We start from the raw sequence: 23,963 nt of genomic DNA on the forward strand, positions 1-23,963 counted from the left end.
TCCCCTTCCCCGAGGTCGTCGGCATCATCGTGCACGGGATCAACAGCGGCCTCGTGATCCCCGTCCTCGCCCTCGTCCTTCTGATCCTGTCGTTCTTCGCCAGGATCTCGGGCGCACGACATCGAGGGCACTCCGGCTGGTTCGCCAAGGAAATGTGCCACCGGGACGCACGCAAATTCGCCGCATCGGCGCTGAACGATAACGGCTACCGGACGGTCTACACCCCGCCCAACGCCGTCGTCGGCAGCAACGGCTCCACGATCGTGGAGGTGTGGAGACGTTTTGACGTTTCCCTCGCAGAGCGACGCCGAAGGGCCAGTCCCTTCATCTCCTGCACAGCACCGCATCCAGCGAGGTCACCCAACACAACAACCTCATCTTCTGCGCTCGTACGTGGCGCACTTAAGAAGAACAAGCGGCTTTTCTGCGCGCCTGCTTTGACGTCGATTACTCCGAGGGAGTACTTCCAAAGATGTGGTTGACCCGGGTTGAACAGGCATCGCCGGATGCCTGACTGCGCCGCAAAGTGGTGTCAAGTGTTTTGCAAGCGATCGCATCCATTATCAAATCATGAAAAGCCCCGCACGGGGCTGCGGGCTTCAGGGATAAGGAGAACATCATGGACCGCCGAATCTACTTTTCGATGACGGCTACCCTCGCGCTTTCTGCGACCCTGCTGGCGGGGTCTCCCACCCACGCCGGCAGCGCCACAACCTCCACCACGACGTCCGCCGCGTGCAACCCCAAGTACAAGCCCTACGGGCTGATCGGTGACAAGTGGCGGGCCTCGGACGGGGAGAACAGCGTTTTCGGCTGCCCGACACGCGCCGAGTACGGCTTCACCACCAATAAGTCACGCAGACAGGACTTCCGTAACGGCCAGATCGCCTGGGTCCCCGCCCTGGGACCGAAAATGCTGGTCCGGACGTACGCATCCGGCGGCAAGGCCGTCTTCCAGTGGGGGCCGACCGGGCGAGATTGGGACTATTTCGAGGTCCGCTACTCATTCAACAACGAAGAGGTCAAGAAATACAAGGTGAAGCGCCGCGACCCATGGAACGGCGGGTTCAGTCGGCCGGCGACAGGACCAGGACCAGAGCCCTTGGGAAGCAACGCTCCTCTGCATTATTTCTCCGTCCGGGGCTGCGATGACAGCGGAGTTTTCCAGCTCGGGTCTGACTGCGGCGGATGGTCGCTACCAGGGCGGTTGTGAACGCCACCTGGCTTCGACTCGGAAACCCGGGCCGCGTCGAAGCCGGGCGGCACTGCAGTCGGGGCTCATGGTTCTCAGCAAGCGACCACGTGTCTATCACCATGTCAGGAAAGCACCGCACAGGGTGCGGAGACTTCAGGAATAGGGAGAACATCATGGACCGCCGGATCTACTTTTCGATGACGGCTACCCTCGCGCTTTCCACGACCCTGCTGGCGGGGTCTCCCGCCCACGCCGGCAGCGCCACAACCGCCACCGCAACGGCCACCACGACGTCCGCCGCGTGCAACCCCAAGTACAAGCCCTACGGGCTGATCGGTGACAAGTGGCGGGCCTCCGGCGGGGAGAACAGCGCTTACGGCTGCCCGACAAGCGCCGAGTACGGCTTCACCACCAACAAGGCCCGCAGGCAAGACTTCAAGAACGGCCAGATCGGCTGGTCCCCGGCGCTGGGACCGAAAGCGATGGTCCGAGCGTACCGAACCCGTGGGAAGGCCAACTTCCAGTGGGGGCCGACCGGACGCGACTGGGACTACTTCGAGGTCCGCTACGCATTCTCCAACGGACCGGTCAAGAAGTACAAGGTGAAGCGCAGCGACGCATGGAACGGTGGGTTCGGCATGGATTCGGGGGGACCGGGACCGGATCCCTTGCGGTGCATCGTCAGCGACGGATCCTCATGCGGCTTCGCCCACTATTTCTCCGTCCGAGGCTGCGATAATACTGGAGTTTTCCAGACCAATTCTGAGTGCGGTGTATGGTCGATACCAGTACGGTTGCGCTCTTTCTAAGCTCGGGCCAGCCGGCAAATAGGTCACAGACTCTTCCCACAGCTGAGCTCGTTCTGCGGCTTGGCGACACCCTCGATTCGGGCAACGAGTGGGCGGTGCAGTGGCCGCGCCCCCGGATCGGCACGTACCGGCCACCCGGATCACGCCAGCCCCACGACACCCCGCCCATGGCCGGCAACGGCCTCGGGCACCTCCTCGGCGAACACCGCGGTGAACACCCCTCCGCCAGGCCCGTCGTCGATCGGGCGAAAGGAAGGCATCGAGCATGACCAAGAGCCGCGCCGAACTGCCCGGGTGGGGATCCGGCCAGAGGCGGGACGGTCAAGCCCCATCCACCCCGAGGCGCCGGATGTCGAAGAAGCTCGGCTTGGTGATCCTCGGCGTCCTGGTCATCGCCGCCCTGCCGTATTTGAGTCAGGCGCTGTTCAGCCCGTGGGCTCTCTCGCTGACCGGCCGGCCCACGCTACCCGGATACTGGCACGGCGAGATGTCATTCGGGCGAGGCGACACGCGGCCGGTGGTCATGCATCTGCGTGCGACGACGTGTTCCCGATGCTCCGACGACATCGAGGGTGAAGCCACGGTGTGCGTCGCGGGGCGCTCCATCGACTACCGGCTCTCGGGCGAGGCGGCGGACCGCAACGCCGGCCGCTTCACCCTGGACAGCTGGCCCTACCCCGACACCCGGGCCCCGGGCACCCACCTGGGTCACCTCGAGGCCACCTGGGCAGGGGGAGACGAGATCAGCATCACCGCAACCCTGCACGTCACCAACCCCGACGGATCGTGGAGCAGCAACAAGCAGCCCGCCGAACCGTCACGTTTCCGGCTGCACCGTGACACCGAGACGAACTTCCGAACAGCTTGCTGAGCCCAGGCAGGCCGTCCGATTTTTGATGTGGCCACGTCCTCGGCGCGTGCGCGGAGTTACAACAGCCCGTTGCGGCGGGCGAATGCGGCGCGGACGCGGGCGGCTGCCTTGCAGGCAAAGAGCCGCGCCGCCCAATTGCGCGGCGTTCGGGAAGTATTCGAGCAAATGGGGGTCCCGTCGCCGACCGAGGAACAGGTTGCCGGAGTACTGGCGGTGACGTCTAGCGACGTCTACCTGTTGCTGACCCGGGAGGTCGGCATGGACAGGGCGTCGTACGTCAACTGGCTTGCCGCCACACTGTCCGAGCACTTGGCCCGAATTGGTCGGCGCGGTGCCGGAAAGTAGGGGAGATGAACCACGACGGCCCGGCAGACATCCAGGACATGCGTATCGTCCATTCCGCACTGCGCCGCGATCTCGAGCGGACCAGGATGGTGGCATCCGATCCGGCACTGCTCACCGACAGCCGGCGACAGGCGATCGGCACGCACCTGGCCTGGTTGATGCACACGCTGCACCGGCATCACAGCGGCGAGGACGAGCAGGTCTGGCCGGAGATCCGGCGTCGCGACCCATCGGCCGCGGCGCTCCTCGACCAGATGGACGCGGACCACCGGCGACTCGCCGGTCCCATGGAAGAAAGGGCCGACAGACCACACCAATACCGGTTCGAGACGATCAGCCGGTCCCACTGCACACGCTGGAGCTTCCAGCTCGAACCGGCCGGAGCCGCGACCCGGGTCCAACAAACGTTCGAAGTACCGCGCATCTGGAAAGTCTTCGAGCCGACGGTCGCCCTCCTGCTTCCAGAACACCACGACCGCACCGACTCCCTCCGGGCCGACCTCGTCCGCCTTGGCCTAGCCGCGTCACAAGCCAGCACCGGCCTGGACGCTAACGACAAAGTAACGCCATGACCCCGCTCCACAGGGCCGACCAACAACGGATCGCCGGCGCGTTCCTGGTGCTGTCGTTCGTCACCTTCACGGTGGGCGCCACGCTGCCGCTGGTCGGCGCCAAAGGCAACAGCAAGATCTTCACGCTGCCGGTCCGAGAGCATCTGCAGGCTGTGGCCGGTAACCCGGGCAGCTGGCGGTGGGCCAACCTGTTCATGAGCACCGCGGTTGTACTGCTGGTTCTCGGGATGACGATCCTGGTGACAATGCTGGAGAGGGTTGACGAGCGGATGCTGTCCCGGATCGCCCTGACCACGTTGCTGCTGGCTGCGCTGCTGTGGTTGGTCTATTCAGCCTTCAGGTCCACCGTGACAATGAGTGCGGCGCGTGAGACGGTCTCGACCGGCGCCGTGCCGCCCTACTACGACCCATGGAGCCAATGGGCTTCGGGCCTGTTTCAGATCTACACCGTGCTTGGATGCGTGGGCCTCGCCGCGATGGGCGGCTCCCTGCTGATGATCAAGCTGGTTCCCACTTGGGCCGGCTGGACCACCATCGCGATCAGCGTCGCAACACTCCTGCATCTCCTCAGCACCGGCAATACGTTGCCGACCTTCCATTACCTCCCCTGCCTGCTCATCGGCGTCCTGCTGCTGATTCGACGACCACTGCCCCTCGGACCACTGCCCGCGCAGTGAGCGGCACAACCGGGACCACGCTCGAGGTCGAGCCGACTGCTCGCCAGAGCTCCAGATCAGGAGTTGGGATGAGGGGCGGATCTCGGCGTGGGTGGTTTGGCTCGGGTGTGGGCGCGTTTGCCCTGCGGGCCGAAGAGGCTAAGGATCTCGACACCTACGCCGGCCTCGACCTGCACCAGCTGCGCCACAGCGCCGCCACCCACCTCGGCGAAGCCGCGGCCAGGGCCTCGGAGATCCTCTCCCTCAACGTCGAGAACCTCCTCCTGGAGGAACGCAAAGCGCCCCTGCGCTCCAAGGGCGGTGCAACCCAATATTACGGACTCGGAATCACCTGACCCGCAGGATTTACGCTGTGGTCATAGCGCTGCTGGGCCGCGATGACCTCCGGGGTGTGCGCCGAAATCCAGCGGACCAGTTGGGCGAACGGGCGGGACAGACCTTGCCCAAGCTCCGTCAGCTCATAGCTGACCTGCGACGGGGTGGTTGGCTCCACGGTGCGCTCTACCAACCCGTCGCGGACCAGAATCCGCAGTTTGGCGGAGAGCATCTTCTCGCTGATGCCGTCGATGCGCCGGCGCAACTCGAAGAAGCGCATCGGCCCAGGCGTCAGGGCGGCCAGAATCAGCGGCACCCACCGTCCGGTGACATGTTCCATCACCTCCCGCCCGGGGCAGTCGCTGTGAAACGTGTCACTGATCCACCGGGCGTCGCTCTCATCCACCTGCTCACCTACCGCTATCTCTAGGGCTTACCTGAAGGTGCGTACTTACAAAAGGTAAGCCCAAAACCTAACGGCGACGCCGAGTCCGCAGAGCTGCTGTCCAAGCAGATCGACGCCGCGCAGGCGATCCAGGCCGACGTGACTGACGAGGCCCAGGTGACCACGCTGGTGGACCAGGTGATCGCCGAGCACGGACGGATCGACGTGCTGGTGGGCAACGCCCACACCGCGGCGCCGCCGTTCGGCCCGCTGGAGCATGTGCCGTGGGAGGCGTTCGCAGCCAAGATGAGCGATGAGCTGGCCGGCGTCTACCACCTGACCCGGCGGGTGCTGCCGGTCATGCGCCAACGGCGGTCCGGCCGGATCGTCTACGTCTCCGCCACCGCGGCCGAGCTGATCATCGGCAGCGCCGCCCAGTCCACTGCCAAAGCCGCCGTGAACGCCTTCGCCCAGCAGGTCGCCGGCGAGGCCATACGGGACGGCATCACCGTCAATGCCGTCGCCCCTGGCGCGGTTGGTACCGATGCCACCGCTGAGGTGTTCACCGATGGCATCCGGCGCCACTTCGGCGACCGGTCGGTGACCGGCACGATGCTGCGGCCGCAGGACCTGGCTCGCCCGATCGCCGCGCTCGTGGACGGCGCGTTCGCCACGGTCACCGGCCAGGTGATCCGCATCGATGGCGGCTACCCGCTGCTGAGCCAGTTGCTGGACGGCCTGCCGGCCCAGTTCCCCACGGCTTCGTGAGCCTCAGAACAGAGAATGCGGCTCGGGAGAATGCGCGGATGAGGTGGGCGCGCTCATGTCCACGCTCCACTGGCCGACATACCACGTAGGCGCCGCCCATTGCTGCCACCGCCTTCCGGTCGGCGGGCCCTTGCGGTACCTCGGCGCGCACCGCGTCCGCCGGTTCGGCGAACGCGTGTTGGCGTGTGCCGAGGGGATGCCGAACGCTCCTGTGGCGCAGGAGGTCGGGGCCACTGCCGACACGGTGGGCAAGTGGCGCTCGCGGTTTGTTGCCCGACGGATGGCGGGGCTCAGCGACGCCGCGCGCCCGGGCCGGCCCAAGGCGGATCTCCTGCTCACCGAAATCGAGCGTGCCCAGCTGACACGCTGGGCGCGCCGGGCCAAGACCGCGCTGTACCTCGCACCTCGAGCGAAGATCATATTGCGCTGTGCGGAGGGCCGGACGAACAAGCAGGTCGCCGCGGACCTGGGCACCGCAGACGCCACGGTGACCCGCTGGCGGGGCAGAGTTCCAGCAGCCCGCCTGGACGGGCTGATGGACGAGCCGCGGCCGGGACGTCCCCTCGATCCTGCTCGACCAGGTCGAAGACGTGGTCGTGGCGACCACCCACGCCGGGCAAGGACACTCACTGGTCACGCCTCAGATCGAGCTCACCCAGCTAGGAACCCGCTCGATCAAAGGGCTTGGCGACGGACCGGGTACCGCAGATGGAGGGCACGTCGCCCCTGGACGACGACCGGGTCGTCGAGTAGTAGGTGCCCGCCCTCGATCTTCGAAAAGTACGGGATGCCTTCGCCGAACAGTACCGGTACGAGGCTGACGCAAACCTCCTCCACCAGGCCCAGAGCGAGTGCCTGCTGCGTCACGTTCGCACTGGCGATCGTGACGTTCTTGTCGCCGGCGATCTGTTTCGCCCGATTGATCGCCGCCTCGACTCCATCGACGAACGTGGTCGTCGGCCACTTCTCGGCGGCGTCGGCCGGCGGCCGATGAGTGACCACAACGACGGGTGCGCCGGCCGGGTGCTTGTCGTTCCAACCGCCGGCGATGTCGAACAGGCGACGGCCGGCAATGAGCGCACCGGTGTTCTCGGTCAGGTCTCGCCATGCCTCCGCACTCGCATCATCGACCTTGACCGAGATGTCCTCGTTGGGGTTCGGCACGGTCACGTCTCCGGCTTGGTACCAGTCGAACAGCTCGCCGACCTGGTCATCCGGTTGTGCGATGTAGCCATCCAACGACATCGTCATGTGGCTGAAGATCTTGCCCATGGTGGTCCTCCTCTGAGTATCGCTCGGCTCGGTGGTTCCGGCCCGTCCTAATGCGGCCTCTGTGGTAGACCGTATTGAGCGGCAAAACTCATCGCGTCCAGTCACACGATCCAGCCGGGAGCCTCTGGCCCGGGCACCTGCACTCCACCGACCAGGAGGAACCGTTCGCTGCGAGAGGTCAACGGTGGCCAGGGCGTCGCGGAGTTCGCGCCGGCCAGGGCTTGGACTCGAAGGTCGCCGAACCGGAGTGCGGGCGCCTTCCTGCCGTCGTCGGTGACGGTGGGCCTGGTGATCCGTTCGATGACTGGACTCACAAGTGTCGTGCCCTGGCCGACGGTTTCAGTCTCCAGGAGGTGTGACGGTCTCCACGCGGAGCGCGCGGCCGTCCTTGAGGTACTGCTTGATGCGGGAGTTCTTGTAGAAGACGTTGAGGGTGACCAGGTCGCAGTACTGATCGATTTTGGTTTTGAAGCCGCCGCCGCGGGGTGGGGCGGCCGGCGCGGCCGCCGCGGCGGAACAGCAACTCGTGGCGTACCTGCCCTGGCCCCTGCGCGACTGGGAAGCCAGCCATGAGCACACCGAACAGCGCACGAAGCAGCACACCCTGACCGCCGACGGGGACGCGGTCGCCCTCGCAATCGTGCTGCCCGGCGAACCGAGCATCGAGGACCGGGCCATCGGCGATCTCACCCTCATCCTCACCAGTGCCGCCCACGCCCAGGTCGCGGTGGGATGGGTCCTGCACCCGGACTTCCAGGGACAGGGGTATGCCCGCGAGGCGGCCGCAGCCCTTCTCGACCTCGCCGCGGGCCTCGGCGCACACCGGATCGCCGCGACGGTGGACGCGGCCAACGAGCCATCTCTTGCTCTCTGCGAACGACTCGGCATGCGCAAAGAAGCAACGTTCCATCAGGACCGCCACGACCAGACAGGCTGGCGCGACACCGTGATCTATGCCCTCACCGCTGCCGAATGGCTCGGCCGCCGAGTTCCCGCAGCAGACACCACCACAACCGCAGGAGCACACTGAGATGGGCCTCAGCATCGGCGTCGTCGGCGCCACCGGTCAGGTCGGCGCGGTCGTGCGGGCGATCCTCGAGGAACGCGAATTCCCCGTGGACCGGATCCGCTTCTTCGCCAGCGCCAGAAGCGCCGGCACCACTCTGCCCTGGAAGGGCACCCAGATCCCCGTCGAAGAGGCCGCCACCGCCGACCCGAGCGGGCTGGACGTCGCGATCTTCTCCGCGGGGGCCGCCACGTCACGCACGCAGGCGCCGCGGTTCGCGACGGCCGGCGTGCTGGTCATCGACAACTCCAGCGCCTGGCGCATGGATCCCGAGGTCCCACTCGTCGTCAGCGCGTCACTACCACTACCAGCGCGGATCCCAACCATGATCGCGATGTGTCACTGGAGTGCTAGGCAAGGTCGGCGACTTCGTGCAGGCGCTGCCGGCGGTTGACCTCGCCGGCGATCCGCGCGACGACGGTGCGCGGCAGCAGGCGCGCGGGCCAGGTCATGGCCCGGTTCACGGCCCGGCCCGGGTAGGACACCGCGCGCCGCCGGGCGTAGTCGTCCAGCGTACGGGCCGCGACGGTGGCCGGCGCGTCGGCAACCCGGGAGTCGATCGTGGCCGAGGTGCCGTCGAAGAAGCCGGTCGCGATCGCGCCGGGGTGCGCGGCCATGACATGGACGCCGGTGCCGCGCAGTTCCTCGGCCAGCGCCTCGGTGAAGGAGAGCACGAAAGCCTTGGTCGCGGCATAACTGGCCTGGTAGGGCATGGGCTGGAAGGCCGCGGTGGACGAGACGTTGATGATGCCGCCGGAGCCGCGGGCGACCAACTCGGCCCCGATCGCGTGGGTCAGCGCGATCAGGCCGACGACGTTGAGCCCGACGGAGCGCAGTTGCGGCTCGAGCGGGCGGCCGAGGAACGGGCCTGCGCTGCCCGCGCCCGCGTTGTTGAGCAACAAATCGACGGTCAGGCCGCGGTCACGCAGCTCCCGTAGGACCCGCTCCGGACCATCCGGAGCAGCGAGGTCACCGGTGATGACCTCGGCGTCCGGTCTGCCGTGCCGTTCCCGAATGTGTGTGGCGAGCTCCCGCAGGTTCCCGTCCGAACGGGCCAGCAGGATCACCCGCGCTCCCCGGCGCGTCAGCTCCAGCGCGTACGCCCGCCCCAGCCCCTTGGACGCGCCCGTGACGAGCACGGTGACGCCGCGATAGTCGTCGGTCACAACATCCTCCATTGCTTCAAGTCTCGAAGCATTAACGCTAACACGATCCTTCGAAACTCGAAACATCGGTAGAATGCCGGCATGACCACGCCCGAGCTGACCGCGGTGGTCGCCGCGACCCACGACATCTGGATGCGAACCAACGACCTGATCGGGCAGGCGCTGGCCAGGCACGCCCTGACACCGGCGACATTCCAGGCGCTGTGGGCCATCGACCCGGCCGAGCCGCCACCCTCGATGAAGGTGATGGCCGAGCGCCTGTACTGCAACGCCCCCAACCTGACCTTCATCACCAACCAGCTCGCCGACCGGGGCCTGGTGGAGCGTGCCGTGGACCCGGCCGACCGCCGCTCTCGCGTCCTGGTCCTGACCGCCAAGGGCCGCGAGGTTCGCGACGAACTGGTCCGGACGGCGCTGGAGAAGACCCCGCTGGCGGTGCTGACCGGTAGCGAACTGCGGCAGCTCATGGTCCTGCTCAACCGCGCCGTCAGCTCGGGCTGACGAGCCGGAGACGGGGACACGGCCCGATATCACGCCGTACCGTGAGCGCTCCCGCCCGTTTGCGTGCTGCCGGGCCGGCCATGGCCTTCGAGCGCTTCATCGAGTCGGCTTGGAAGCCCCGGCGCGCGGTCGACGCGCTGATCAAGATGCGACCCGGTCGCCGGTGTGGTGGACTGAAACATGCCCAAGAGCCGCGGCCGCCGCAAGGCCACCAGCAGCAGATCAGTCCGTCGTTCGCCTCTCCCGCCACGCCGATCAGACCTGCTGCTGCGCGATGCCCGGCAGCTCACCGGACTGGCCGATCCGCTGATGGCCGAGACCTGGGCCAGCGGTTGGCTCGGCGGGGCATGGTTGACCGCGGAGCTGGGCGAACGCGAGGCCGAGCATCGGTTGTGCATGGAGATGACCGGCCGGGCATGTACCACGCCCTCACCGCACGGCCTGGCCGCGATCGCCGCGCTGGCGCGGGTCGCACCCGCCGCCGACGTCACCATGCTGGCCGAGACGATCGACATCCTGACCGAAACCCAGCCACTGCCGCCCTGGCACACCACCAGGTCCGCGGACACGGCATGGACCGCGGCGGCGGCGAGGCGAGCGGTGGACGTGTGGGACAGCGAACAGGTGCTGCTCATCGACTACGACGGCCCCCACCCCCACACGCTGATGGCCCAGGTCCTCAAGCCCGGCGGGCTGATGATCGGCAAGATCGCGATCCTGGAACCCGGTGCCGCCGCGCAGTGGGACCAACTACGCGAGGACGACGAGGTTCCCATGCCGATCAGCCAGGCTCCGGTGGCCGACGTGCTCGCTGACCTGGCCGATGCGCTGCGCACCACCGATATCACCTGGCCGCGCAACGACGATGAGGACTTCATCGACAACCGGGCGCTGGCCTGGTCCCGCTGCCGCGAGCACCTGCCCGAGTGGCCCGAACGAGCCAGTCTGCCCGAGGCCGAACGCCACCGCCTGATCCAGCAGTTCACCGCCACCAACAACCTGGACGACGAGGTGAGCAGGTCACTGGCCGAGCTGTTCCTGGACTACGGCGAGGGCTACATCGTCTCCGGCCCGCTGGCCTGGAGCCCTGCCGAGGTCATGCTGCTGCTCACCGACTGGCTGCCCCGCAAGGCCATCCTCGATGCCGCCCAGCGCACAGCCCTCCCCGACGTCCTTCGCCAGTGGTTGGCCTACGCCCTCGAGCAGCGCGGCATCGATCCCCGATGGATCACCCCGGTCGTCGATGCTGTCGATGACCACCTTCACGAGTTCCGCCAGGCGTTCGATGACGACACCTCCTGGGGTCCCGCCAAGCAGATCGCCGCCGCTCTCGCCGACAGCGGCGTCGACCTCACCGACCGGCAAGCCGTTGACGACGCCATCCGCGCACTCAACGCCGAACGACTCGCACGCAGCCTTCTCCCGTGATCAGTTGGAGGTACCACGTGGCGTCCCACTGGCCGATGTGAGTACCGCGCAGAGGTCCCGATCGCGGTCTTCGGCATCCGCGGACGGCATTCATGAAAGCGCCCCCGGAGCGCTCTCCCCGCGCAGTGATTTTGGTTCCGCGACAAAGGAGTGGATTCCGTGCCCGGCATGGCCCGTGAACGACTGGCCGAGTTGCTCGATGCGTCGGCGGCGCCGGCCGCGTCCAGCGTGTATCGAAAACTTTCCGCGACCGATCTGTCGGTGGTGGTGGATGGGGTCGGCCCGCTGCGGTTTCCCGTCTCCGATGAGCAGGGCGTCCAGCTGCGCGGGCTCGGCCGCCGTGCGCGGTTCGGGCGCGGTGAGCAGACCCTGACCGACCCGGAGGTTCGCGACACCTGGGAGATTCCCAAGGAGTCGGTGCGCATCGAGTGGACAGAGGCGTTCGCGGCCGTCCTCGACGGGATGCGCGCGGAACTGGGGCTGCCGCCTCACTGCGAGCTCACGCCGGAGCTCCACTCCATGCTGCTGTACGAGACCGGACAGTTCTTCGTCGCCCACCAGGACTCCGAAAAGGACGACGCCATGGTCGCGACCTTGGTGGTGACGCTGCCGTCCGCGCACACCGGCGGCGAGCTCGTCATCGAGCATCAGGGCCAGACCAAGAAATACCGGGGGCTGAAGACCGCGGTCTCGCTGGTAGCCTTCTACGCCGACTGCCGGCACCAGGTTCTTCCCGTGAAGAGCGGCAACCGCTTCACCCTCACCTACAACCTGCTCCTGACGGGCGACAGCCAGGATGCGGCCGCCGAGCATCCGCTGGTCAGTGATCTCGCAGCCTGCCTTCACACGCACTTCACCACCCCGGTCGTCCTCCCGTACAGCCATCGCAGGGGCGATCCGCCGGCGCGGCTGGCGTACCTGCTCGACCACGAGTACACTGCCCGCGGGCTGAGCTGGTCTCGGCTGAAGGGCTCCGACGCCGCGCGGGGCGCCCTGCTGCGGGCCGCCGCGGAGCGGGCGGGTTGCGAGATCGCCCTGGCCCTCGCGGAGATCCAGGAGACCTGGGACGCCTACGATCCCGACGAGGACGAGGATGCATGGTACGGCGACCATGAGGACGAGGACCCCGACTACGGCGAGGACTCGGGCAGCGCGGACAACAGGCAGTACGTCCTTCAGGATCTGATCGAAACCACGACCACGCTCGCCCACTGGATCGGCCCGGAAACAGGGCGGCTCGAGGACATCTCACTGGACCTCAGTGACGCCGAGGTGGCCTCGACGACCCCAACGGCCGACATGACGCCCTACTCCTCCGAGTACGAGGGTTACATGGGCAACTACGGCAACACCCTGGACCGCTGGTACCGGCGAGCGGCGCTGGTCATCTGGCCCCGCGGCCAGGGCTTCGCCAGCCGGGCCGAGGCGTCTCCAGGATGGGCGCTGGACGAACTCACCGCGATGGCCGGCGCCGGGGAGATCGCGCAGGCCCGTGAGGCGGCGCGATCGCTGGAGTCCTTCTGGCACGCCGCAGGCCGCTACGCCGGCCAGACCGAACTTCTCGGCAAGGCGCTGGAAGCAGCCAGGGAGCTGGATGACGCGCAGATCGCCGCCATGCTACTGCGGCCGTTCGCGTTGGAGCGGCTGGTCCCTGAACACGGCCCGGCATTCGCCGGCCTGGCGACGCACTACGGCAGCACCTGGATCAACGGTCTGCTGCGCGATTGGTCCGAGGGCTGGCGGCCCGGCTCCTACGGCCTCGCCCAGGCGCCGCTGGAATGGCTCGAAAATCTTCCACGGCTGTGTACCGCGCTCTCGGTGGAGGGGAGCCCATCCATCACCGCCGCCCGCCGCATCGTCGGCCTGTCGTGGACGATGTTCGCGGGCCAGGTCGGTCCAGCGCTCGACGGACCGCTCACCTCCCGGCAGGAAGCATGGCTGACCGCCTTGGGGGCGCCATGCTCCGGGATCATCGCGGCCGCGACCCGACTGGGATCGACGGACGTATTGGAGGACGCCCAGAAGCTCGCACGGACAGCCGGTGGTCGGGCGCACGTGCTGGCGATGGCCACGCTTCGCGCCGCCGGTGCGCAGCAAGCGGGCTTCGGCGAGCTGGCCGTCCACTGTGCCGAACGGATCCGGGCATTACTGGCGCAGCCACAACGCGCGCCGGGCGACTGGTCGATCGAGCTGCCCACCGGATGCGCGTGCGAGCTGTGCGAAGTGGTCGACACGTTCCTCCGGCATCCTGAACGGCGTGCTCTCGACTGGCCGCTCGCGAAGGACAAGCGCAGGCATGTCCACGCCCGAATCGATGACGCCGAGCTGCCCGTCCGTCACGAGACCAGACGGCAGGGCCGCCCGTACACCCTGGTGCTGACCAAGACAGAAGACCTCTTCGAACGAGAGCGTCTCGCCCGCGAGTGTCACGAAGCAAACCTGGCCTGGCTCACCGACGACTGGAAGGTCTCCACCTGATCCGGCACGGACAATATCAGGTCTGCCTTGCGCCATCCGCGCCGGAGGCGGCGGAGGCGGCGGAGGCGGGGACCGCGGCCATCGTCAGCAGCGTCGCCGCGGTGATTGCGATCAACGCACGTGAGCTGGTGTTCATCTGGTTCTCCTTGCTGGGGGTGATCAGGGGATGCGTGCGGCCGTGATGCTCGTGCGATCAAGCACGGGGTCATGGCGAGGCACGGGCTACCCGCGTCGTGGAGGTATCACGGCCCTGAGGGCCAGAGCGAGGCTCCTGGCGATCTCCTTGATGTCGTGTTATGACGGCGGTGTTGTCATGGCTGGACGAGTGAGGCCGCTTCGGCGGCGGCCTTGATCCGCCGAAGGGTTTGGATCATGCCGGCGCGGGTGGCGGCCAGCGGGGGTCCGCACCCGGTACGGCTACCGCGCCGACTCCCGAGGACTCACTGGTAGCCAACGCGATCCCCAAGCGGTTCAGGGGGTTCAAGGCCACCCAGGTCGCGTGTCGGGATCGGCATCGGCGGTGGGTGCTATTGCTGACAGCGCCCGAAAGCGACGACGTAGGTCCCCGCCTGGCTCGCACCCGCACCGGCTGGATCCGCCGCGCCTTGCCTGACCCCCACGCCGATATCGGTCAACGACGGGCTCAGGACGATCTCGCGATGACCGGCCTTGCTGACGTTCGTCCACCAGTGGACGGCGGCCTTCGGAGTGCCTGAACCGCCCCAGCCGGTGTAGGTGATCTCGGAGACCGCCCACGACCGGGGGTTTGGGCAGTAGCCCGCGCCCCTGACGCGGCTCGCCGGTGTCGAGCCGGTCTGCGGGTTGGTGTGCGAGTCCGCACCCGGCCTCCACCACTTCTGTCTCACGGCGGCGACAGCATGCGATTCGGCTGCGGCATCCAAGGGATGCTTGGTCGCGATGCGGCGCGTGAGCGGCGGTAGCCCGGCCTTGGCGCGCTCAGCGTTGATGAGACAGTGCACCGCCCGGCTCAGCCAGAAGCCATTGCTGCCGTTCCACGGAGCACGGTCATAGTACTTTTGCTCGACGACGCAAGGCGGCGCGGTTATGGCCGATGCGGCGGCGGGTGTTGTAGCGATGGTCGGTCCGGCAGCCGCCAGTGCGGCTATTCCTAAAGCGATGACCTTCATGATCTTCTTTCCTTGGTGTCGATACCCGATGTGCTTGGTCGGTTCGGCCGTCTGCGCATCCGGTCGTCAGCGGAGGACCAGCTGCGACGCAAGGAGATCTGGGTCGTCCGCGCCCTACGTCGACGTGACGGGACGACCACCTACACACGGCCCTGAAGGGCTTTGGCCAGCCGCAGCGCGATCTCCTGGCGGTCGTCCGCGCCGGCGGTTCGCGCCTTGATCCCGCAATAGTCCCCATCACGGCAGGGGAACCACAGCTCGCCGTGCAGTTCGGCGTAGGTGGCGCCGTCGACGAATCCGCTCACCGGCTCTCCGATCTCGGCCAAGGACTCGTACTGGGCCTTGGGCAGCACCGCCGCGAAAACCGCCTCATTGATGCCGCCCTTGGCGCTCGACGCCGTCCAGACGCATCCGCCGAACGCATAGTCATGCTGGCCGCCGTCACTCGGGCCGATCGCCTCAGCGACCTCCTCCTCGGTGAGGAACTCGCAGCTTTCGCTGCCACCGGAGCCCCTCCCGCCGGGGTCCGCACCGGGAGGACCACCACCCGAGTCGCCGCCGCCTCCGCAAGCCGCGACCAAGGCCAGCGCACTGCCGAGGATCGCGGCGTGCATCAACTTCTTGAAGAGCTCCATGACCATCCCTTCGTATAGGCGGCAGCCGCACAAATCCATGAACTCGTCGGTGGGGCTGGAGACGACTATGATTTGGTGAGCAACCGTCCTGGTAGCGACCATTTACCGCACTCGGCACCGTCTTGGAAGAGTCCGGTTCTATCGCAGCCTCGGACTGAGAAATAGTGCCAGTCGTCGCCGCATGGTGGTCCGTCGCCGGGTTCGCAATTCGGGTTGTCTGGTCCTGGCGAATTTGTCTTGAACCCACCGTTCCATGGGTCGGTGCGCTGCACTCTGTACGTGTTGACCGGTCTGTTGTTGAATTGGTAGCGGAGCTCGAAGTAGTCCCAGTCTCGTCCGGTCGGCCCCCACCAGAAGAAGGCCTCGCCGCCGGATTCGTACGTTCGGATCATCGCTTTCGGTCCCAGAGCCGGGACCCAGCCGATCTGGCCGTTACGGAAGTTTTGTCTGCGGGACTTGTTGGTGGTGAAGCCATACTCGGCGCTTATCGGGCAGCCGTAAACGCCGTTCTGCCCGCCGGATGCCAGCCACTTGTCACCGATCAGCCCGTAGGGCGTTAACTTGGGGTTGCACGCGGCGGACGTGGCGGTGGCGGTTGTGGCGCTGCCGGCGTGGGCGGGAAGCCCCACCAGAGCCGCGGAAAGCGCGAGGGTAGCCGTCATCGAAAAGTAGATCCGGCGGCCCATGATGTACTCCCTATTTCTGAGGTCTCCGGAGCCCCGGTGCGGGGCCTTCATGTTTTAATGATGGACGCGATTGCTTGCGAAATACTTGAAACCCTTTTGCGGCGCAGCACGTAATCAGAGGTCAACGCGGGCGTGGACAGGAAAGCCGAGTTCGACGACAGGCCTCAGCTCCTTTTCAAGTGCGTAAGGAGCGCAGAAGGCGAAGTTCTGTGTAGGCGACCTTGCTGGATGCGGTGCTGTGCAGGAGATGAAGGTCTGGCCCTTCGGCGTCTTCTGCGGCGGAGACGTCAAAACACCTCAAACCGGGTTGGACACAAACGGTCGTGGTGAGCGTTGAGGACAAGGTGCACGTGATGCGTCATCCGGAGTCGGGAAGGCCAGCGCAAGCGAACCGACCCCGGGCCCGTCGAAACAGGGAGATGACAGTGAAACCGGGGGCCGGGTTAGGCGCGGTCGGGGTGGCGGCGGGGCGGGGTTCCGTACAGGCGGGTGTGGCGGCGGCGGTAGGCGGGCCACCACCGCAGGCGAAACAGCAGCCGGATCGGGGCGGGGAAGTCGGTGAGCGCCTGGCGGACCAATTCTGGGGAGCCGGCGGCGCAGGCCCAGCCGAACAGCAGCGGCACCCGCTTGCGGTCGTAGCCGCGGATGACCTCCATGCCGTGGGCCTGCCACTCGGCGGCGGTGATGTGCGCGCGGATGAGGGGGACCGCGTCGCGTTCCTCGTCGTCCAGGTGGCGGCCCAGCGCGGTGTGCAGGCGGTGCAGCGCCTCGGCACGTCGCGCCGGCGGCTGGGAACGGTCGCCGGCCTGGGCCAGGCGTTCATGCCATGCTCCCCAACGGCCGCACCCGGTCACCCTTCCCCGAGAATGCGTACGATCATGATGCGCCCTCCTGTCCGCGTCGTTCATCGGTGGCAGGCTCGGCGGGCAGGGCCGGAGGGGCTGGCCTGGCGTCCAGTTGCCGCCTCAGCCGCGCCAGCTCTTCATCGACGTCGCGCCCCGAGGTGAGTCCGTCCAGCTGAACCTGGAGGTCATCGCGTCCTGCGGGGAGCGTGGCGTCCTCCAAGGCGCCTGAGGCGATCAGCTCGTCCAGAGCGCCCGCGCGAGCCTGCAGATGAGCGGTCTTGTCCTCCGCCCGCTGGACGGCCAGCCCGACGTCGCCCATCTCCTCGGAGATCCCGGTGACGGATTCGCTGATCCTCGTCTGCGCTTCGGCCGCTGTGTACGTCGCCTTGATCGTTTCCTTGCGGGTACGGAACGCCTCCACCTTGGCCTGCAGGCGCTGGCTCGCCAGCGTGAGCCGGTCCTCCTCCGCACGGAGCGAGGCGTGCTGTTCCTCCAAACTGTCCGCCTGGGACAAGGCGGCCGCGCGGCGGCTGAGCGCCTCGCGGGCGATCTCCTCCCGGCCTGCGGACAGCGCCTGCTGCGCCTGTCCCTCCAGCTTGCCCGCGGACGCCTGCAGCTGGCTCAGCTGCAGCTCGACACGCTTACGGCTGGTGGCGACGTCCGCCACACCGCGGCGCACCTTGTTCAGCAGCTCCAACTGCTTGGAGTAGGAGTAATCGAGCACCTCTCGGGGATCTTCCGCCTGATCCAGCGCCTTATGCGCCTTCACCCGGAACAGGTCAGCGATACGGCGGGCCAGACCCATGCCGATCCCCTCCTCCACGAATAGAGCGGGCAGCCCGGACGAACCAGCCCTTCTTGGCCGCGATGCGCTTGCGACGTCGGTGATGGATGTCGCTTTGGTCCCGATCGACCTCTTCTGTTCAGTTGACACCAGGACCGATGATGAGCAGGCACGGAAAGTCCCAAGACCGCGGCAACGATCGGCAACGAGCCCGTTACGTCGGAAGACCGATGACACCAGGTGGGCTGAGCGTGGCCGAGGCCTGGCGCTGCTCCGTCCCTCTCGTGCAGTGCGGGACGAGTTGCCGGCGTCGAAGTCGTGGCTACCGACGCCGTCGCCGAAGGAAACCGTTGTTTAGTCGTGGCTGTTCAGGTTCGCAGGCAGACCGAATTCGCGACGGCGGCCAAGGGACAAGCCGTAGCTTTATATCACGGCGATCATTGCCAAGGTCATACTGCTGATTCTTCGGCGACTACGCGGTTCGTTCCGCCGGTTGCAAGCCGACCAGGAGGTTGAAGGCGCCGGTCAGCAGGTTGAGTGTGACCACGCCCACGATCTCCGCGATGATCCGATCGCTCCAGCCATGCGCCCGGAGTTCGGCGACATCCGCATCGGTGATCGAGGACGGCTCCACGAGGACACGTACGGCCATGGCAATGAGCGCAGCCTCCCTGGCGTCGGTGGACGTGCCTGCCGGGCCAGCGCGATGTCGTCTTCGCTGAGCCCCGCCGTGCGCCCGGCCTCGGTGTGCGCCTGAAGGCAGTGCTGCATCCAATCCATTCCTGTACGGCGAGCGAGATCTTCTCACTGAGGGCGCGCGGCACCGACGTGACGCTCGCACAGCGCCGGCAGGATCCCCATGCGCTCGGCGGCGTCGTAGCCGCGGCCGAAGAACGCGACAACGTACCCGCTACTACGGCGGGCCGGAGCGCGCTCGATCACCACCGGTTCCCAGCCGATCCGGTGCAGCTGCAGCGCGGCGGCCAGTCCGGCGATTCCCGCACCGACGACAACGGCTCTCCTGGTCATGTTCTTTCCTTCCTGCCGCGGAGCACGGCGAGAGCGATGACGACGACGATGGTCATCAGTCCTGCGGCGACGCCGAACCCGACGCTGTACCCGGCTACGAGCGCCTCGGCCGACCCGCCAGACGCGGCGGCGGTCGCACCGGCCGCGGCGCTGGACAGAATCGCCAGCCCCATGCCCCGCCGAGTTGAGCGCTGACGTTGAGGAGCGACGAGGCCGTACCGCTGGACGAATCGGGAACCCCTGTCAGTGCCGCCGTGGGCGAGGCGTTCACCGACGGCACCTTGGAACTCGACGCCAGCGAGCGCGCCTTCACCTCGTACCTCCAGGCGGAACAAGAACACGGCCGCATCAAGACGGATGCGGACGTCGAGTCGCTGGCCCTCGTCCTGGTAGGCGCCGCACACCAACTCTTGCTCACCCGCGGCCCACACGCCACCGACCTGCGCGACCGCATGCACAGGACGGTAACGGCCTTGATCACGGCCGTTACGCCGCAGGTATGACGAACCACTTGAACTACGGCTGAGCTTAGTAGGAGAAGTTTCGCTGCGATTAAGGAACCCAGACCGTCACGCTGATCCACTTCCTCGAACGGCTCACGGCAGACGAGCACCAGGCTCTCGACACCGCTCTCGCAATCATCCGCTCCGATGAGTCGTGACCCGTCCGAGCGCGGTGAGCGCTCGGACGGGTCACGAGGTCAGAGCCGGTCGAGGATCTTCTGCAACTGCTCCACTTCGACCTGCTGCGTGGTTTCTATGGTCGTGGCCAGCTCTTTGGCCTGAGGGTTCGAGCCATTGGCCTGCTCGGTGCGGGCCATCTCGATCGCACCGTTGTGATGGGCGATCATCTGCTGCGCGAACAGCTTGTCGAACTCCGTTCCCTTGGCGGCCTTGAGCTTGGTCATGTCCTCCTCCGACATGACGCCGGGCATCTCGTGTCCCATGCCGCCCTCGGGTGAGGGCTTGCCCCACTCGGTCAGCCAGCCCTTCATGGTCTGGATCTCCGGATCTTGGGCGGCCTTGATCTTTGCCGCGAGCTCCTTGATCTCCGGGTCGGCCGCGCGCGCCGGCGCGAGGTCGGCCATTTCGACCGCCTGCTCATGGTGCGGGATCATCATCTGCGCGAACATGACGTCCGCGTCGTTGAATGTGCCGGCGGGCTGTGCGCCGGCGGTGGTGGCGGCAGGCGCGCTGCTGCTTCCCATCCCTTCGCGCCCGGCCATGGAGTCGCTGTTTCCACCACAGGCGGTCACCAGAGCGAGAGCTCCTGCCGCGACGGCGACAGACATCTTGCGGTTGATGCGCATTGCTGTTTGTTCTCTCGATTGTGTCGGAACTGTCGGCCTGTGCGCGGGCAGGCTGGAACCCTGTCCACGCGGGCTGTCGGCCTATATCCGCAACATCGAGAGAATGGCAAGACGCTGGGATGTGAGTTTCGGTGGGGGGCGCGCAACCTGCCGGGCTGGTGAGAGCATCCCACCCCTCGCATCGCTCTGCCGTCCCGCTCTGGTCCAGCCAGCGCTCAGGAGCAGAACGATGAGCGACACCAGGATGGCCAGGCACACGTCCGTCGGGTCGAACCCGGGTACATGGTCCGGAATGAATGCCTGAATCCCAGCGGGAACCGCCGAAAGAGGTATTGGGTCAACCTCCATGGCGTGTGCGGTACCGGACGCGGCGCCGTGCTGGCCGTGCAGGTGTCCGAGGGTATGCATGCCACACACGCCCAGGGCAAGGGCCACGAGCAGGACAGCACGCACCACGTGCACTGCACGACGTCGCCGCATAGGTCCCACCGCCCTCACAGGTCATCGGCACGTCACGATGACTGTCAGTGTACTAACACGGCTCGTAGCACCTACCAGAAGCCGCCCGGGTGCCGCCACACACCGATGTACGGTACCCGGCTCTCAATCGTTCACCGGGAGCTCCCGCCGATCCTCATTGAGACCCGGTCAGGCGGAGGCCAGTTCGTAGCCGGCCTCTTCTACGGCATCACGCGCCGGAGACCCCCGGCGAGGGACGCTTCGCCATCGCCGTCGCCAAGGACGGCGTCCTCGTCGGCGCGGTCGCGGTGAACGCGCCCAAGGACCTGATCCGCATCAAACGCGCCATCGTGGCAGGTGATCGCCAGGGCTCCCTGGCGTGAGGGAACGCACTCCTGGCCCGCATCTACGATCGCCGGTAGCATCGAGCAGATCGCAGGTGGAGGAGACTGTCAAATGGTGCGTGGTCTAGGCGAGCTCGAGTCCACGATCATGGATCACATGTGGGCCATCAGGCGACCGGCCTCGGTCCGGGACGTCCTGGAGCGTCTCCTGCAGGACCGCACCCTGGCCTACACGACGGTCATGACCGTGATGGACAATCTCCACACCAAGGGTCTGCTCAAGCGTAAGCCCGTCGGCCGGGCCTACATCTACGAGGCGGTGTCGTCCAAGGAGGCCTACACTGCCGACGTGATGCGCGAGTCACTGGCCAGGAGCGGCAACAGGGCGGCCACACTGGTGCACTTCCTCGAGCGGCTCAGTCCCGAGGAGGCCGGCGCTCTGGAGGCGGCGCTCCAGGTGTTCCCGCCGGGAGGACGCAGCTCATGACCGTGGCGATCGTCCTGGCCCTGTACGGCGTCTTCGCGGCCCTGGTGCTGCCGAAACTGCTGAGAAGGGCCGCTTGGGCCGACTGCGGGAGTCGTGCTGGGCGTTGCACTGGCAGCCTGCGGCCAGGCGACGCAGGAGCCGGGCGAAACGACCGATCGGGACCTGGGAATAGGTCACGTGCACGGGCTCGGCATCGACCCGGCCGATGGGGCCCTCTACGTCGCGGGCCACTACGGACTCTTCAAGATCACCTCACCCGCGACGGCCACCCGGGGCTCGGACCGCGACCAGGACCACATGGGCTTCACCATCACGGGGCCGAAGACGTTCCTGGCCAGCGGGCACCCCTCGGCCGAGGACGTCTCGCCGGAACGCCCGCCGCACCTCGGCCTCATCAAATCGACCGACGCCGGACTCACCTGGAAGACACTCTCGGAGGACGGCTCCGCCGACTTCCACTCCATCCAGCCCGCCGGCGACAACCTGTACGCCTACGACAGCCAGACCTCGAAGGTCTGGCGCAGCATCGACGGCGGCGCCACCTGGACACAGGGCACGGAGGAGAAGGTGATCGACCTCGGAGCCGACACCGGGCAACCGTCGCGCCTCTACGCCACGACACCCGACGGGCTGAAGGTCAGCGAGGACGGCGGGCTGAAATACAACGACGTCACGAAGGCCCCCCTCCTCAGCCACATCGACGTCGTCACAGGCGACGTGCTCGTTGGAGCCGGAGCCGACGGCCAGATCCACATCAGCCAGGACGCCGGTAAGACCTGGTCGGCCGTCGGCAAGCTCCCCGGACAGGCAGCCGCGTTCACGGCCGTGGACCGCCGGCGCCTGCTGGCCGCCATGGAGGACGGCACGGTGCTGGTCTCCAAGGACGGCGGCAAGTCGTTCACCACCGCTTTCTCCCCCGCAAGCTGATGGCTGTCCATGAGGATGTGGCCCACCGACTCAGCGTCTGGGCGATGAGCGGGCGTGTGGCGAAGAACCACGGGCTTCACGCATCCGGGGCGCCTCACCGTACTCACTGCCAGGTCATGAGGTGCGCCCCCAGCGTTGGGCGGGCTGCGGGCCGCGGGCTACCCGCTCGCCGGCGATCGTGACGTCGACCAGTTCCTTCAGCAGGGCGCGTTGTTGCTCTCATGAACGCCATGCCGGTTGCGTGCGTATCCACAGGTGAGACGGAGATCAGCTATCACCAATAGTAAACCTCTCTACCTGGCGAAATTGCGCGGAACAGGGCACTATCCTTCCTGCCTTCTGTACTATTTCGGCCCAGGTTCGGAGCTTTACGAGGAGGCATCGTAGTGGCCATGTGGACGAGGCTGGGGCGAACAGCAGTAGCCACGGCGTTAGCCTTGATCGCACTGGCCGCAGCCCCTGGCGGCGCTCTCGCCGACCCATCGCCCGCCAAGGTCAGAGCCAAGCTGGTGAAGCTCAACGAGCAGGCAGATCAGCTGGTCGAGCGGTACAACCAGGCCACCGAGGCGTACAAGAAGGCCAAGAAGAAGTACGACACCCTGAACACCGAGCTCGGCCGCAAAGACGCCCAGGCCAAGGTTCTCCGCCAGGAACTCGCCACGATGGCGATCAACGGCTACCAGTCCGGCCCGTTGGAGCGCTGGCAGGGATTCGCCTTCCAGACCAACCCAGAAACGACCCTGAGCAGCATCGCCTCTCTCGAGCAACTGGCGCAGGACAGAGCGGCCAAGGTCCGTGCCTACGAGGCGACCACCAAGGAACTGCGCGATCGACGCGCCGAAGCCGAACGCGTCCTGACAGAGACCGACGATGCACGCGACAAGGTGCGCGGAGAGAAAGCGAAAGTGGACAAACTGGTCGACGAACAGACCAAGCTCCTGCGACGGCTGGGCACCTTCCAGACAGGTGATCCCAACAGCCCAGGCATCCAGTACACCGGTCCTGCCTCCGGCAACGCCCGTAGCGCGCTCCAGTTCGCCTTCGCCCAGGTCGGCAAGCCCTACCGGTACGGCGGCACCGGGCCCGGCTCCTACGACTGCTCCGGTCTCACCCAAGCCGCCTGGCGCACCGGCGGAGTCGAGCTGCCCCGGACGACCTGGACCCAATGGGCATGGGGCGCCAGCCGCCGTGTCCCCCTGGACGCGCTACAACCCGGAGACCTGCTCTTCAGCAATGGTCTCGGACACATGGGCATGTACGCCGGCAACGGAAAAATGGTGCACGCGCCTCAGACCGGCGACATCATCAAAGTGGTCGACCTCGACGACTACTGGCGCAACCGCCTGCTCGGCGCAGTCCGCCCATGATGGTCAGCGCGTTGATGCGAGCCCTGGACAAGTAGCCGCCACTGATCCGAGTGACCCAGCGATCATCTACGTGCAGGCTTCTCAGCGTAGCCATC

At 66.8% G+C, this 23,963-nt stretch carries 29 protein-coding genes and 2 pseudogenes; 18 read left to right on the forward strand and 13 right to left on the reverse strand.

The window, feature by feature from the left end:
- The 7 genes from ITP53_RS25680 to ITP53_RS25710 form a co-directional block, all read left to right on the forward strand.
- Nucleotides 1-482 (forward strand): hypothetical protein (locus ITP53_RS25680; protein WP_207756426.1); only part of this gene is annotated, 482 nt, incomplete at its 5' end.
- 137 nt (nt 483-619) lie between these two features.
- Nucleotides 620-1,213 carry an LGFP repeat-containing protein gene (locus ITP53_RS25685; RefSeq protein ID WP_195898007.1) on the forward strand — a complete coding sequence of 198 codons (594 nt, stop codon included), beginning with the start codon at nt 620-622 and terminating at the stop codon, nt 1,211-1,213.
- A gap of 155 nt (nt 1,214-1,368) precedes the next feature.
- Entirely contained in the window at nt 1,369-2,004 is a 636-nt protein-coding gene (locus ITP53_RS25690; RefSeq protein WP_236051180.1) for an LGFP repeat-containing protein, read from the forward strand.
- 265 nt (nt 2,005-2,269) lie between these two features.
- Entirely contained in the window at nt 2,270-2,875 is a 606-nt protein-coding gene (locus ITP53_RS25695; RefSeq protein WP_195898009.1) for a hypothetical protein, read from the forward strand.
- A gap of 350 nt (nt 2,876-3,225) precedes the next feature.
- Complete coding sequence (locus ITP53_RS25700; RefSeq protein ID WP_195898010.1) at nt 3,226-3,792, forward strand: hemerythrin domain-containing protein; 567 nt, start codon at nt 3,226-3,228, stop codon at nt 3,790-3,792.
- Entirely contained in the window at nt 3,789-4,469 is a 681-nt protein-coding gene (locus tag ITP53_RS25705; RefSeq protein WP_195898011.1) for a hypothetical protein, read from the forward strand. The genes ITP53_RS25700 and ITP53_RS25705 overlap by 4 nt, the downstream gene beginning before the upstream one ends.
- Nucleotides 4,470-4,576: 107 nt before the next feature.
- On the forward strand, nt 4,577-4,804 hold the full coding sequence (locus ITP53_RS25710) for a hypothetical protein (protein ID WP_195898012.1): 228 nt from the start codon (nt 4,577-4,579) through the stop codon (nt 4,802-4,804).
- Here ITP53_RS25710 and ITP53_RS25715 read toward each other — a convergent pair.
- Nucleotides 4,783-5,190 carry a winged helix-turn-helix transcriptional regulator gene (locus tag ITP53_RS25715; RefSeq protein WP_328815739.1) on the reverse strand — a complete coding sequence of 136 codons (408 nt, stop codon included), beginning with the start codon at nt 5,188-5,190 and terminating at the stop codon, nt 4,783-4,785. The genes ITP53_RS25710 and ITP53_RS25715 overlap by 22 nt on opposite strands.
- Before the next feature lie 90 nt (nt 5,191-5,280).
- Here ITP53_RS25715 and ITP53_RS25720 point away from each other — a divergent pair.
- Nucleotides 5,281-5,937: pseudogene (locus ITP53_RS25720) on the forward strand (SDR family NAD(P)-dependent oxidoreductase); the annotation flags it as partial.
- 280 nt (nt 5,938-6,217) lie between these two features.
- A pseudogene (locus ITP53_RS57855) lies at nt 6,218-6,448 on the forward strand (helix-turn-helix domain-containing protein); the annotation flags it as partial.
- A gap of 164 nt (nt 6,449-6,612) precedes the next feature.
- Here the strand turns inward: ITP53_RS57855 and ITP53_RS25730 are convergent.
- On the reverse strand, nt 6,613-7,209 hold the full coding sequence (locus ITP53_RS25730; RefSeq protein WP_195898013.1) for a dihydrofolate reductase family protein: 597 nt from the start codon (nt 7,207-7,209) through the stop codon (nt 6,613-6,615).
- A gap of 101 nt (nt 7,210-7,310) precedes the next feature.
- Nucleotides 7,311-7,523 carry a hypothetical protein gene (locus ITP53_RS25735; RefSeq protein ID WP_195898014.1) on the reverse strand — a complete coding sequence of 71 codons (213 nt, stop codon included), beginning with the start codon at nt 7,521-7,523 and terminating at the stop codon, nt 7,311-7,313.
- Between the two features lie 146 nt (nt 7,524-7,669).
- Here ITP53_RS25735 and ITP53_RS25740 point away from each other — a divergent pair, with 146 nt between their 5' ends.
- Complete coding sequence (locus ITP53_RS25740; RefSeq protein ID WP_195898015.1) at nt 7,670-8,239, forward strand: GNAT family N-acetyltransferase; 570 nt, start codon at nt 7,670-7,672, stop codon at nt 8,237-8,239.
- 1 nt (nt 8,240) lies between these two features.
- Nucleotides 8,241-8,669, forward strand: coding sequence for an aspartate-semialdehyde dehydrogenase (locus tag ITP53_RS25745; protein ID WP_207756427.1), 429 nt, complete (start codon nt 8,241-8,243; stop codon nt 8,667-8,669).
- On the opposite strand, the gene ITP53_RS25750 is transcribed toward ITP53_RS25745, so the two are convergent.
- Nucleotides 8,626-9,441, reverse strand: coding sequence for an SDR family NAD(P)-dependent oxidoreductase (locus ITP53_RS25750; protein WP_328815742.1), 816 nt, complete (start codon nt 9,439-9,441; stop codon nt 8,626-8,628). The two genes, ITP53_RS25745 and ITP53_RS25750, sit on opposite strands and share 44 nt — an antisense overlap.
- 81 nt (nt 9,442-9,522) lie before the next feature.
- Between ITP53_RS25750 and ITP53_RS25755 the strand changes: the two genes are divergently transcribed.
- The 3 genes from ITP53_RS25755 to ITP53_RS25765 all read left to right on the forward strand — a co-directional run bounded on the left by ITP53_RS25755 (nt 9,523) and on the right by ITP53_RS25765 (nt 13,848).
- On the forward strand, nt 9,523-9,942 hold the full coding sequence (locus tag ITP53_RS25755) for a MarR family winged helix-turn-helix transcriptional regulator (protein WP_195898017.1): 420 nt from the start codon (nt 9,523-9,525) through the stop codon (nt 9,940-9,942).
- Nucleotides 9,943-10,122: 180 nt separating this feature from the next.
- A complete protein-coding gene (locus ITP53_RS25760; protein WP_195898018.1) occupies nt 10,123-11,370 on the forward strand; it encodes a hypothetical protein in 1,248 nt (415 codons plus the stop codon).
- A gap of 168 nt (nt 11,371-11,538) precedes the next feature.
- Nucleotides 11,539-13,848: a 2OG-Fe(II) oxygenase gene (locus ITP53_RS25765; RefSeq protein ID WP_236051184.1), complete on the forward strand. Its 2,310-nt coding sequence runs from the start codon at nt 11,539-11,541 to the stop codon at nt 13,846-13,848.
- A 527-nt stretch (nt 13,849-14,375) separates the two neighbouring features.
- Here the strand turns inward: ITP53_RS25765 and ITP53_RS25770 are convergent.
- From ITP53_RS25770 to ITP53_RS25805, 8 genes are all read right to left on the reverse strand, one after another.
- On the reverse strand, nt 14,376-14,996 hold the full coding sequence (locus ITP53_RS25770) for a CAP domain-containing protein (RefSeq protein WP_195898020.1): 621 nt from the start codon (nt 14,994-14,996) through the stop codon (nt 14,376-14,378).
- A gap of 140 nt (nt 14,997-15,136) precedes the next feature.
- Nucleotides 15,137-15,631: a hypothetical protein gene (locus ITP53_RS25775; protein WP_195898021.1), complete on the reverse strand. Its 495-nt coding sequence runs from the start codon at nt 15,629-15,631 to the stop codon at nt 15,137-15,139.
- 65 nt (nt 15,632-15,696) lie between these two features.
- Complete coding sequence (locus ITP53_RS25780; RefSeq protein ID WP_195898022.1) at nt 15,697-16,317, reverse strand: LGFP repeat-containing protein; 621 nt, start codon at nt 16,315-16,317, stop codon at nt 15,697-15,699.
- Nucleotides 16,318-16,760: 443 nt separating this feature from the next.
- On the reverse strand, nt 16,761-17,171 hold the full coding sequence (locus ITP53_RS25785; protein WP_195898023.1) for a hypothetical protein: 411 nt from the start codon (nt 17,169-17,171) through the stop codon (nt 16,761-16,763).
- A 22-nt stretch (nt 17,172-17,193) separates the two neighbouring features.
- On the reverse strand, nt 17,194-17,967 hold the full coding sequence (locus ITP53_RS25790; protein WP_195898047.1) for a PspA/IM30 family protein: 774 nt from the start codon (nt 17,965-17,967) through the stop codon (nt 17,194-17,196).
- A 451-nt stretch (nt 17,968-18,418) separates the two neighbouring features.
- On the reverse strand, nt 18,419-18,598 hold the full coding sequence (locus ITP53_RS56200; protein ID WP_207756428.1) for a carboxymuconolactone decarboxylase family protein: 180 nt from the start codon (nt 18,596-18,598) through the stop codon (nt 18,419-18,421).
- A 152-nt stretch (nt 18,599-18,750) separates the two neighbouring features.
- Entirely contained in the window at nt 18,751-18,975 is a 225-nt protein-coding gene (locus tag ITP53_RS25800) for an FAD-dependent oxidoreductase (protein ID WP_195898024.1), read from the reverse strand.
- A complete protein-coding gene (locus tag ITP53_RS25805) occupies nt 18,972-19,148 on the reverse strand; it encodes a hypothetical protein (protein ID WP_195898025.1) in 177 nt (58 codons plus the stop codon). Before ITP53_RS25805 ends, ITP53_RS25800 begins: the two co-directional genes overlap by 4 nt.
- Before the next feature lie 24 nt (nt 19,149-19,172).
- Between ITP53_RS25805 and ITP53_RS25810 the strand changes: the two genes are divergently transcribed.
- Nucleotides 19,173-19,478, forward strand: coding sequence for a hypothetical protein (locus ITP53_RS25810; RefSeq protein ID WP_195898026.1), 306 nt, complete (start codon nt 19,173-19,175; stop codon nt 19,476-19,478).
- Nucleotides 19,479-19,675: 197 nt separating this feature from the next.
- Here ITP53_RS25810 and ITP53_RS25815 read toward each other — a convergent pair whose 3' ends face one another.
- Nucleotides 19,676-20,284 carry a DUF305 domain-containing protein gene (locus tag ITP53_RS25815; protein WP_195898027.1) on the reverse strand — a complete coding sequence of 203 codons (609 nt, stop codon included), beginning with the start codon at nt 20,282-20,284 and terminating at the stop codon, nt 19,676-19,678.
- 915 nt (nt 20,285-21,199) lie between these two features.
- Here ITP53_RS25815 and ITP53_RS25820 point away from each other — a divergent pair.
- From ITP53_RS25820 to ITP53_RS25830, 3 genes are all read left to right on the forward strand, one after another.
- Complete coding sequence (locus ITP53_RS25820; protein ID WP_195898028.1) at nt 21,200-21,574, forward strand: BlaI/MecI/CopY family transcriptional regulator; 375 nt, start codon at nt 21,200-21,202, stop codon at nt 21,572-21,574.
- A gap of 93 nt (nt 21,575-21,667) precedes the next feature.
- Complete coding sequence (locus ITP53_RS25825; protein WP_195898029.1) at nt 21,668-22,501, forward strand: F510_1955 family glycosylhydrolase; 834 nt, start codon at nt 21,668-21,670, stop codon at nt 22,499-22,501.
- A 437-nt stretch (nt 22,502-22,938) separates the two neighbouring features.
- The gene (locus ITP53_RS25830) at nt 22,939-23,868 is read left to right on the forward strand and encodes a C40 family peptidase (protein ID WP_236051181.1); all 930 of its coding nucleotides are present in this window, start codon (nt 22,939-22,941) and stop codon (nt 23,866-23,868) included.
- Nucleotides 23,869-23,963 lie beyond the last annotated feature (95 nt).

The sequence above is a fragment of the Nonomuraea cypriaca genome (assembly GCF_015645445.1).
Taxonomy (GTDB): Bacteria; Actinomycetota; Actinomycetes; order Streptosporangiales; family Streptosporangiaceae; genus Nonomuraea; species Nonomuraea cypriaca.

Bases quoted from the DNA above. Each gene is read 5' to 3' on its own strand.
- ITP53_RS25685 (WP_195898007.1), top strand. From the start codon at position 620: ATGGACCGCCGAATCTACTTTTCGATGACGGCTACCCTCGCGCTTTCT.
- ITP53_RS25690 (WP_236051180.1), top strand. From the start codon at position 1,369: ATGGACCGCCGGATCTACTTTTCGATGACGGCTACCCTCGCGCTTTCC.
- ITP53_RS25695 (WP_195898009.1), top strand. From the start codon at position 2,270: ATGACCAAGAGCCGCGCCGAACTGCCCGGGTGGGGATCCGGCCAGAGG.
- ITP53_RS25700 (WP_195898010.1), top strand. From the start codon at position 3,226: ATGAACCACGACGGCCCGGCAGACATCCAGGACATGCGTATCGTCCAT.
- ITP53_RS25705 (WP_195898011.1), top strand. From the start codon at position 3,789: ATGACCCCGCTCCACAGGGCCGACCAACAACGGATCGCCGGCGCGTTC.
- ITP53_RS25730 (WP_195898013.1), bottom strand. From the start codon at position 7,209: ATGGGCAAGATCTTCAGCCACATGACGATGTCGTTGGATGGCTACATC.
- ITP53_RS25745 (WP_207756427.1), top strand. From the start codon at position 8,241: ATGGGCCTCAGCATCGGCGTCGTCGGCGCCACCGGTCAGGTCGGCGCG.
- ITP53_RS25755 (WP_195898017.1), top strand. From the start codon at position 9,523: ATGACCACGCCCGAGCTGACCGCGGTGGTCGCCGCGACCCACGACATC.
- ITP53_RS25760 (WP_195898018.1), top strand. From the start codon at position 10,123: ATGCCCAAGAGCCGCGGCCGCCGCAAGGCCACCAGCAGCAGATCAGTC.
- ITP53_RS25765 (WP_236051184.1), top strand. From the start codon at position 11,539: ATGGCCCGTGAACGACTGGCCGAGTTGCTCGATGCGTCGGCGGCGCCG.
- ITP53_RS25770 (WP_195898020.1), bottom strand. From the start codon at position 14,996: ATGAAGGTCATCGCTTTAGGAATAGCCGCACTGGCGGCTGCCGGACCG.
- ITP53_RS25775 (WP_195898021.1), bottom strand. From the start codon at position 15,631: ATGGAGCTCTTCAAGAAGTTGATGCACGCCGCGATCCTCGGCAGTGCG.
- ITP53_RS25780 (WP_195898022.1), bottom strand. From the start codon at position 16,317: ATGGGCCGCCGGATCTACTTTTCGATGACGGCTACCCTCGCGCTTTCC.
- ITP53_RS25790 (WP_195898047.1), bottom strand. From the start codon at position 17,967: ATGGGTCTGGCCCGCCGTATCGCTGACCTGTTCCGGGTGAAGGCGCAT.
- ITP53_RS56200 (WP_207756428.1), bottom strand. From the start codon at position 18,598: ATGGCCGTACGTGTCCTCGTGGAGCCGTCCTCGATCACCGATGCGGAT.
- ITP53_RS25800 (WP_195898024.1), bottom strand. From the start codon at position 18,975: ATGACCAGGAGAGCCGTTGTCGTCGGTGCGGGAATCGCCGGACTGGCC.
- ITP53_RS25805 (WP_195898025.1), bottom strand. From the start codon at position 19,148: ATGGGGCTGGCGATTCTGTCCAGCGCCGCGGCCGGTGCGACCGCCGCC.
- ITP53_RS25815 (WP_195898027.1), bottom strand. From the start codon at position 20,284: ATGCGCATCAACCGCAAGATGTCTGTCGCCGTCGCGGCAGGAGCTCTC.
- ITP53_RS25820 (WP_195898028.1), top strand. From the start codon at position 21,200: ATGGTGCGTGGTCTAGGCGAGCTCGAGTCCACGATCATGGATCACATG.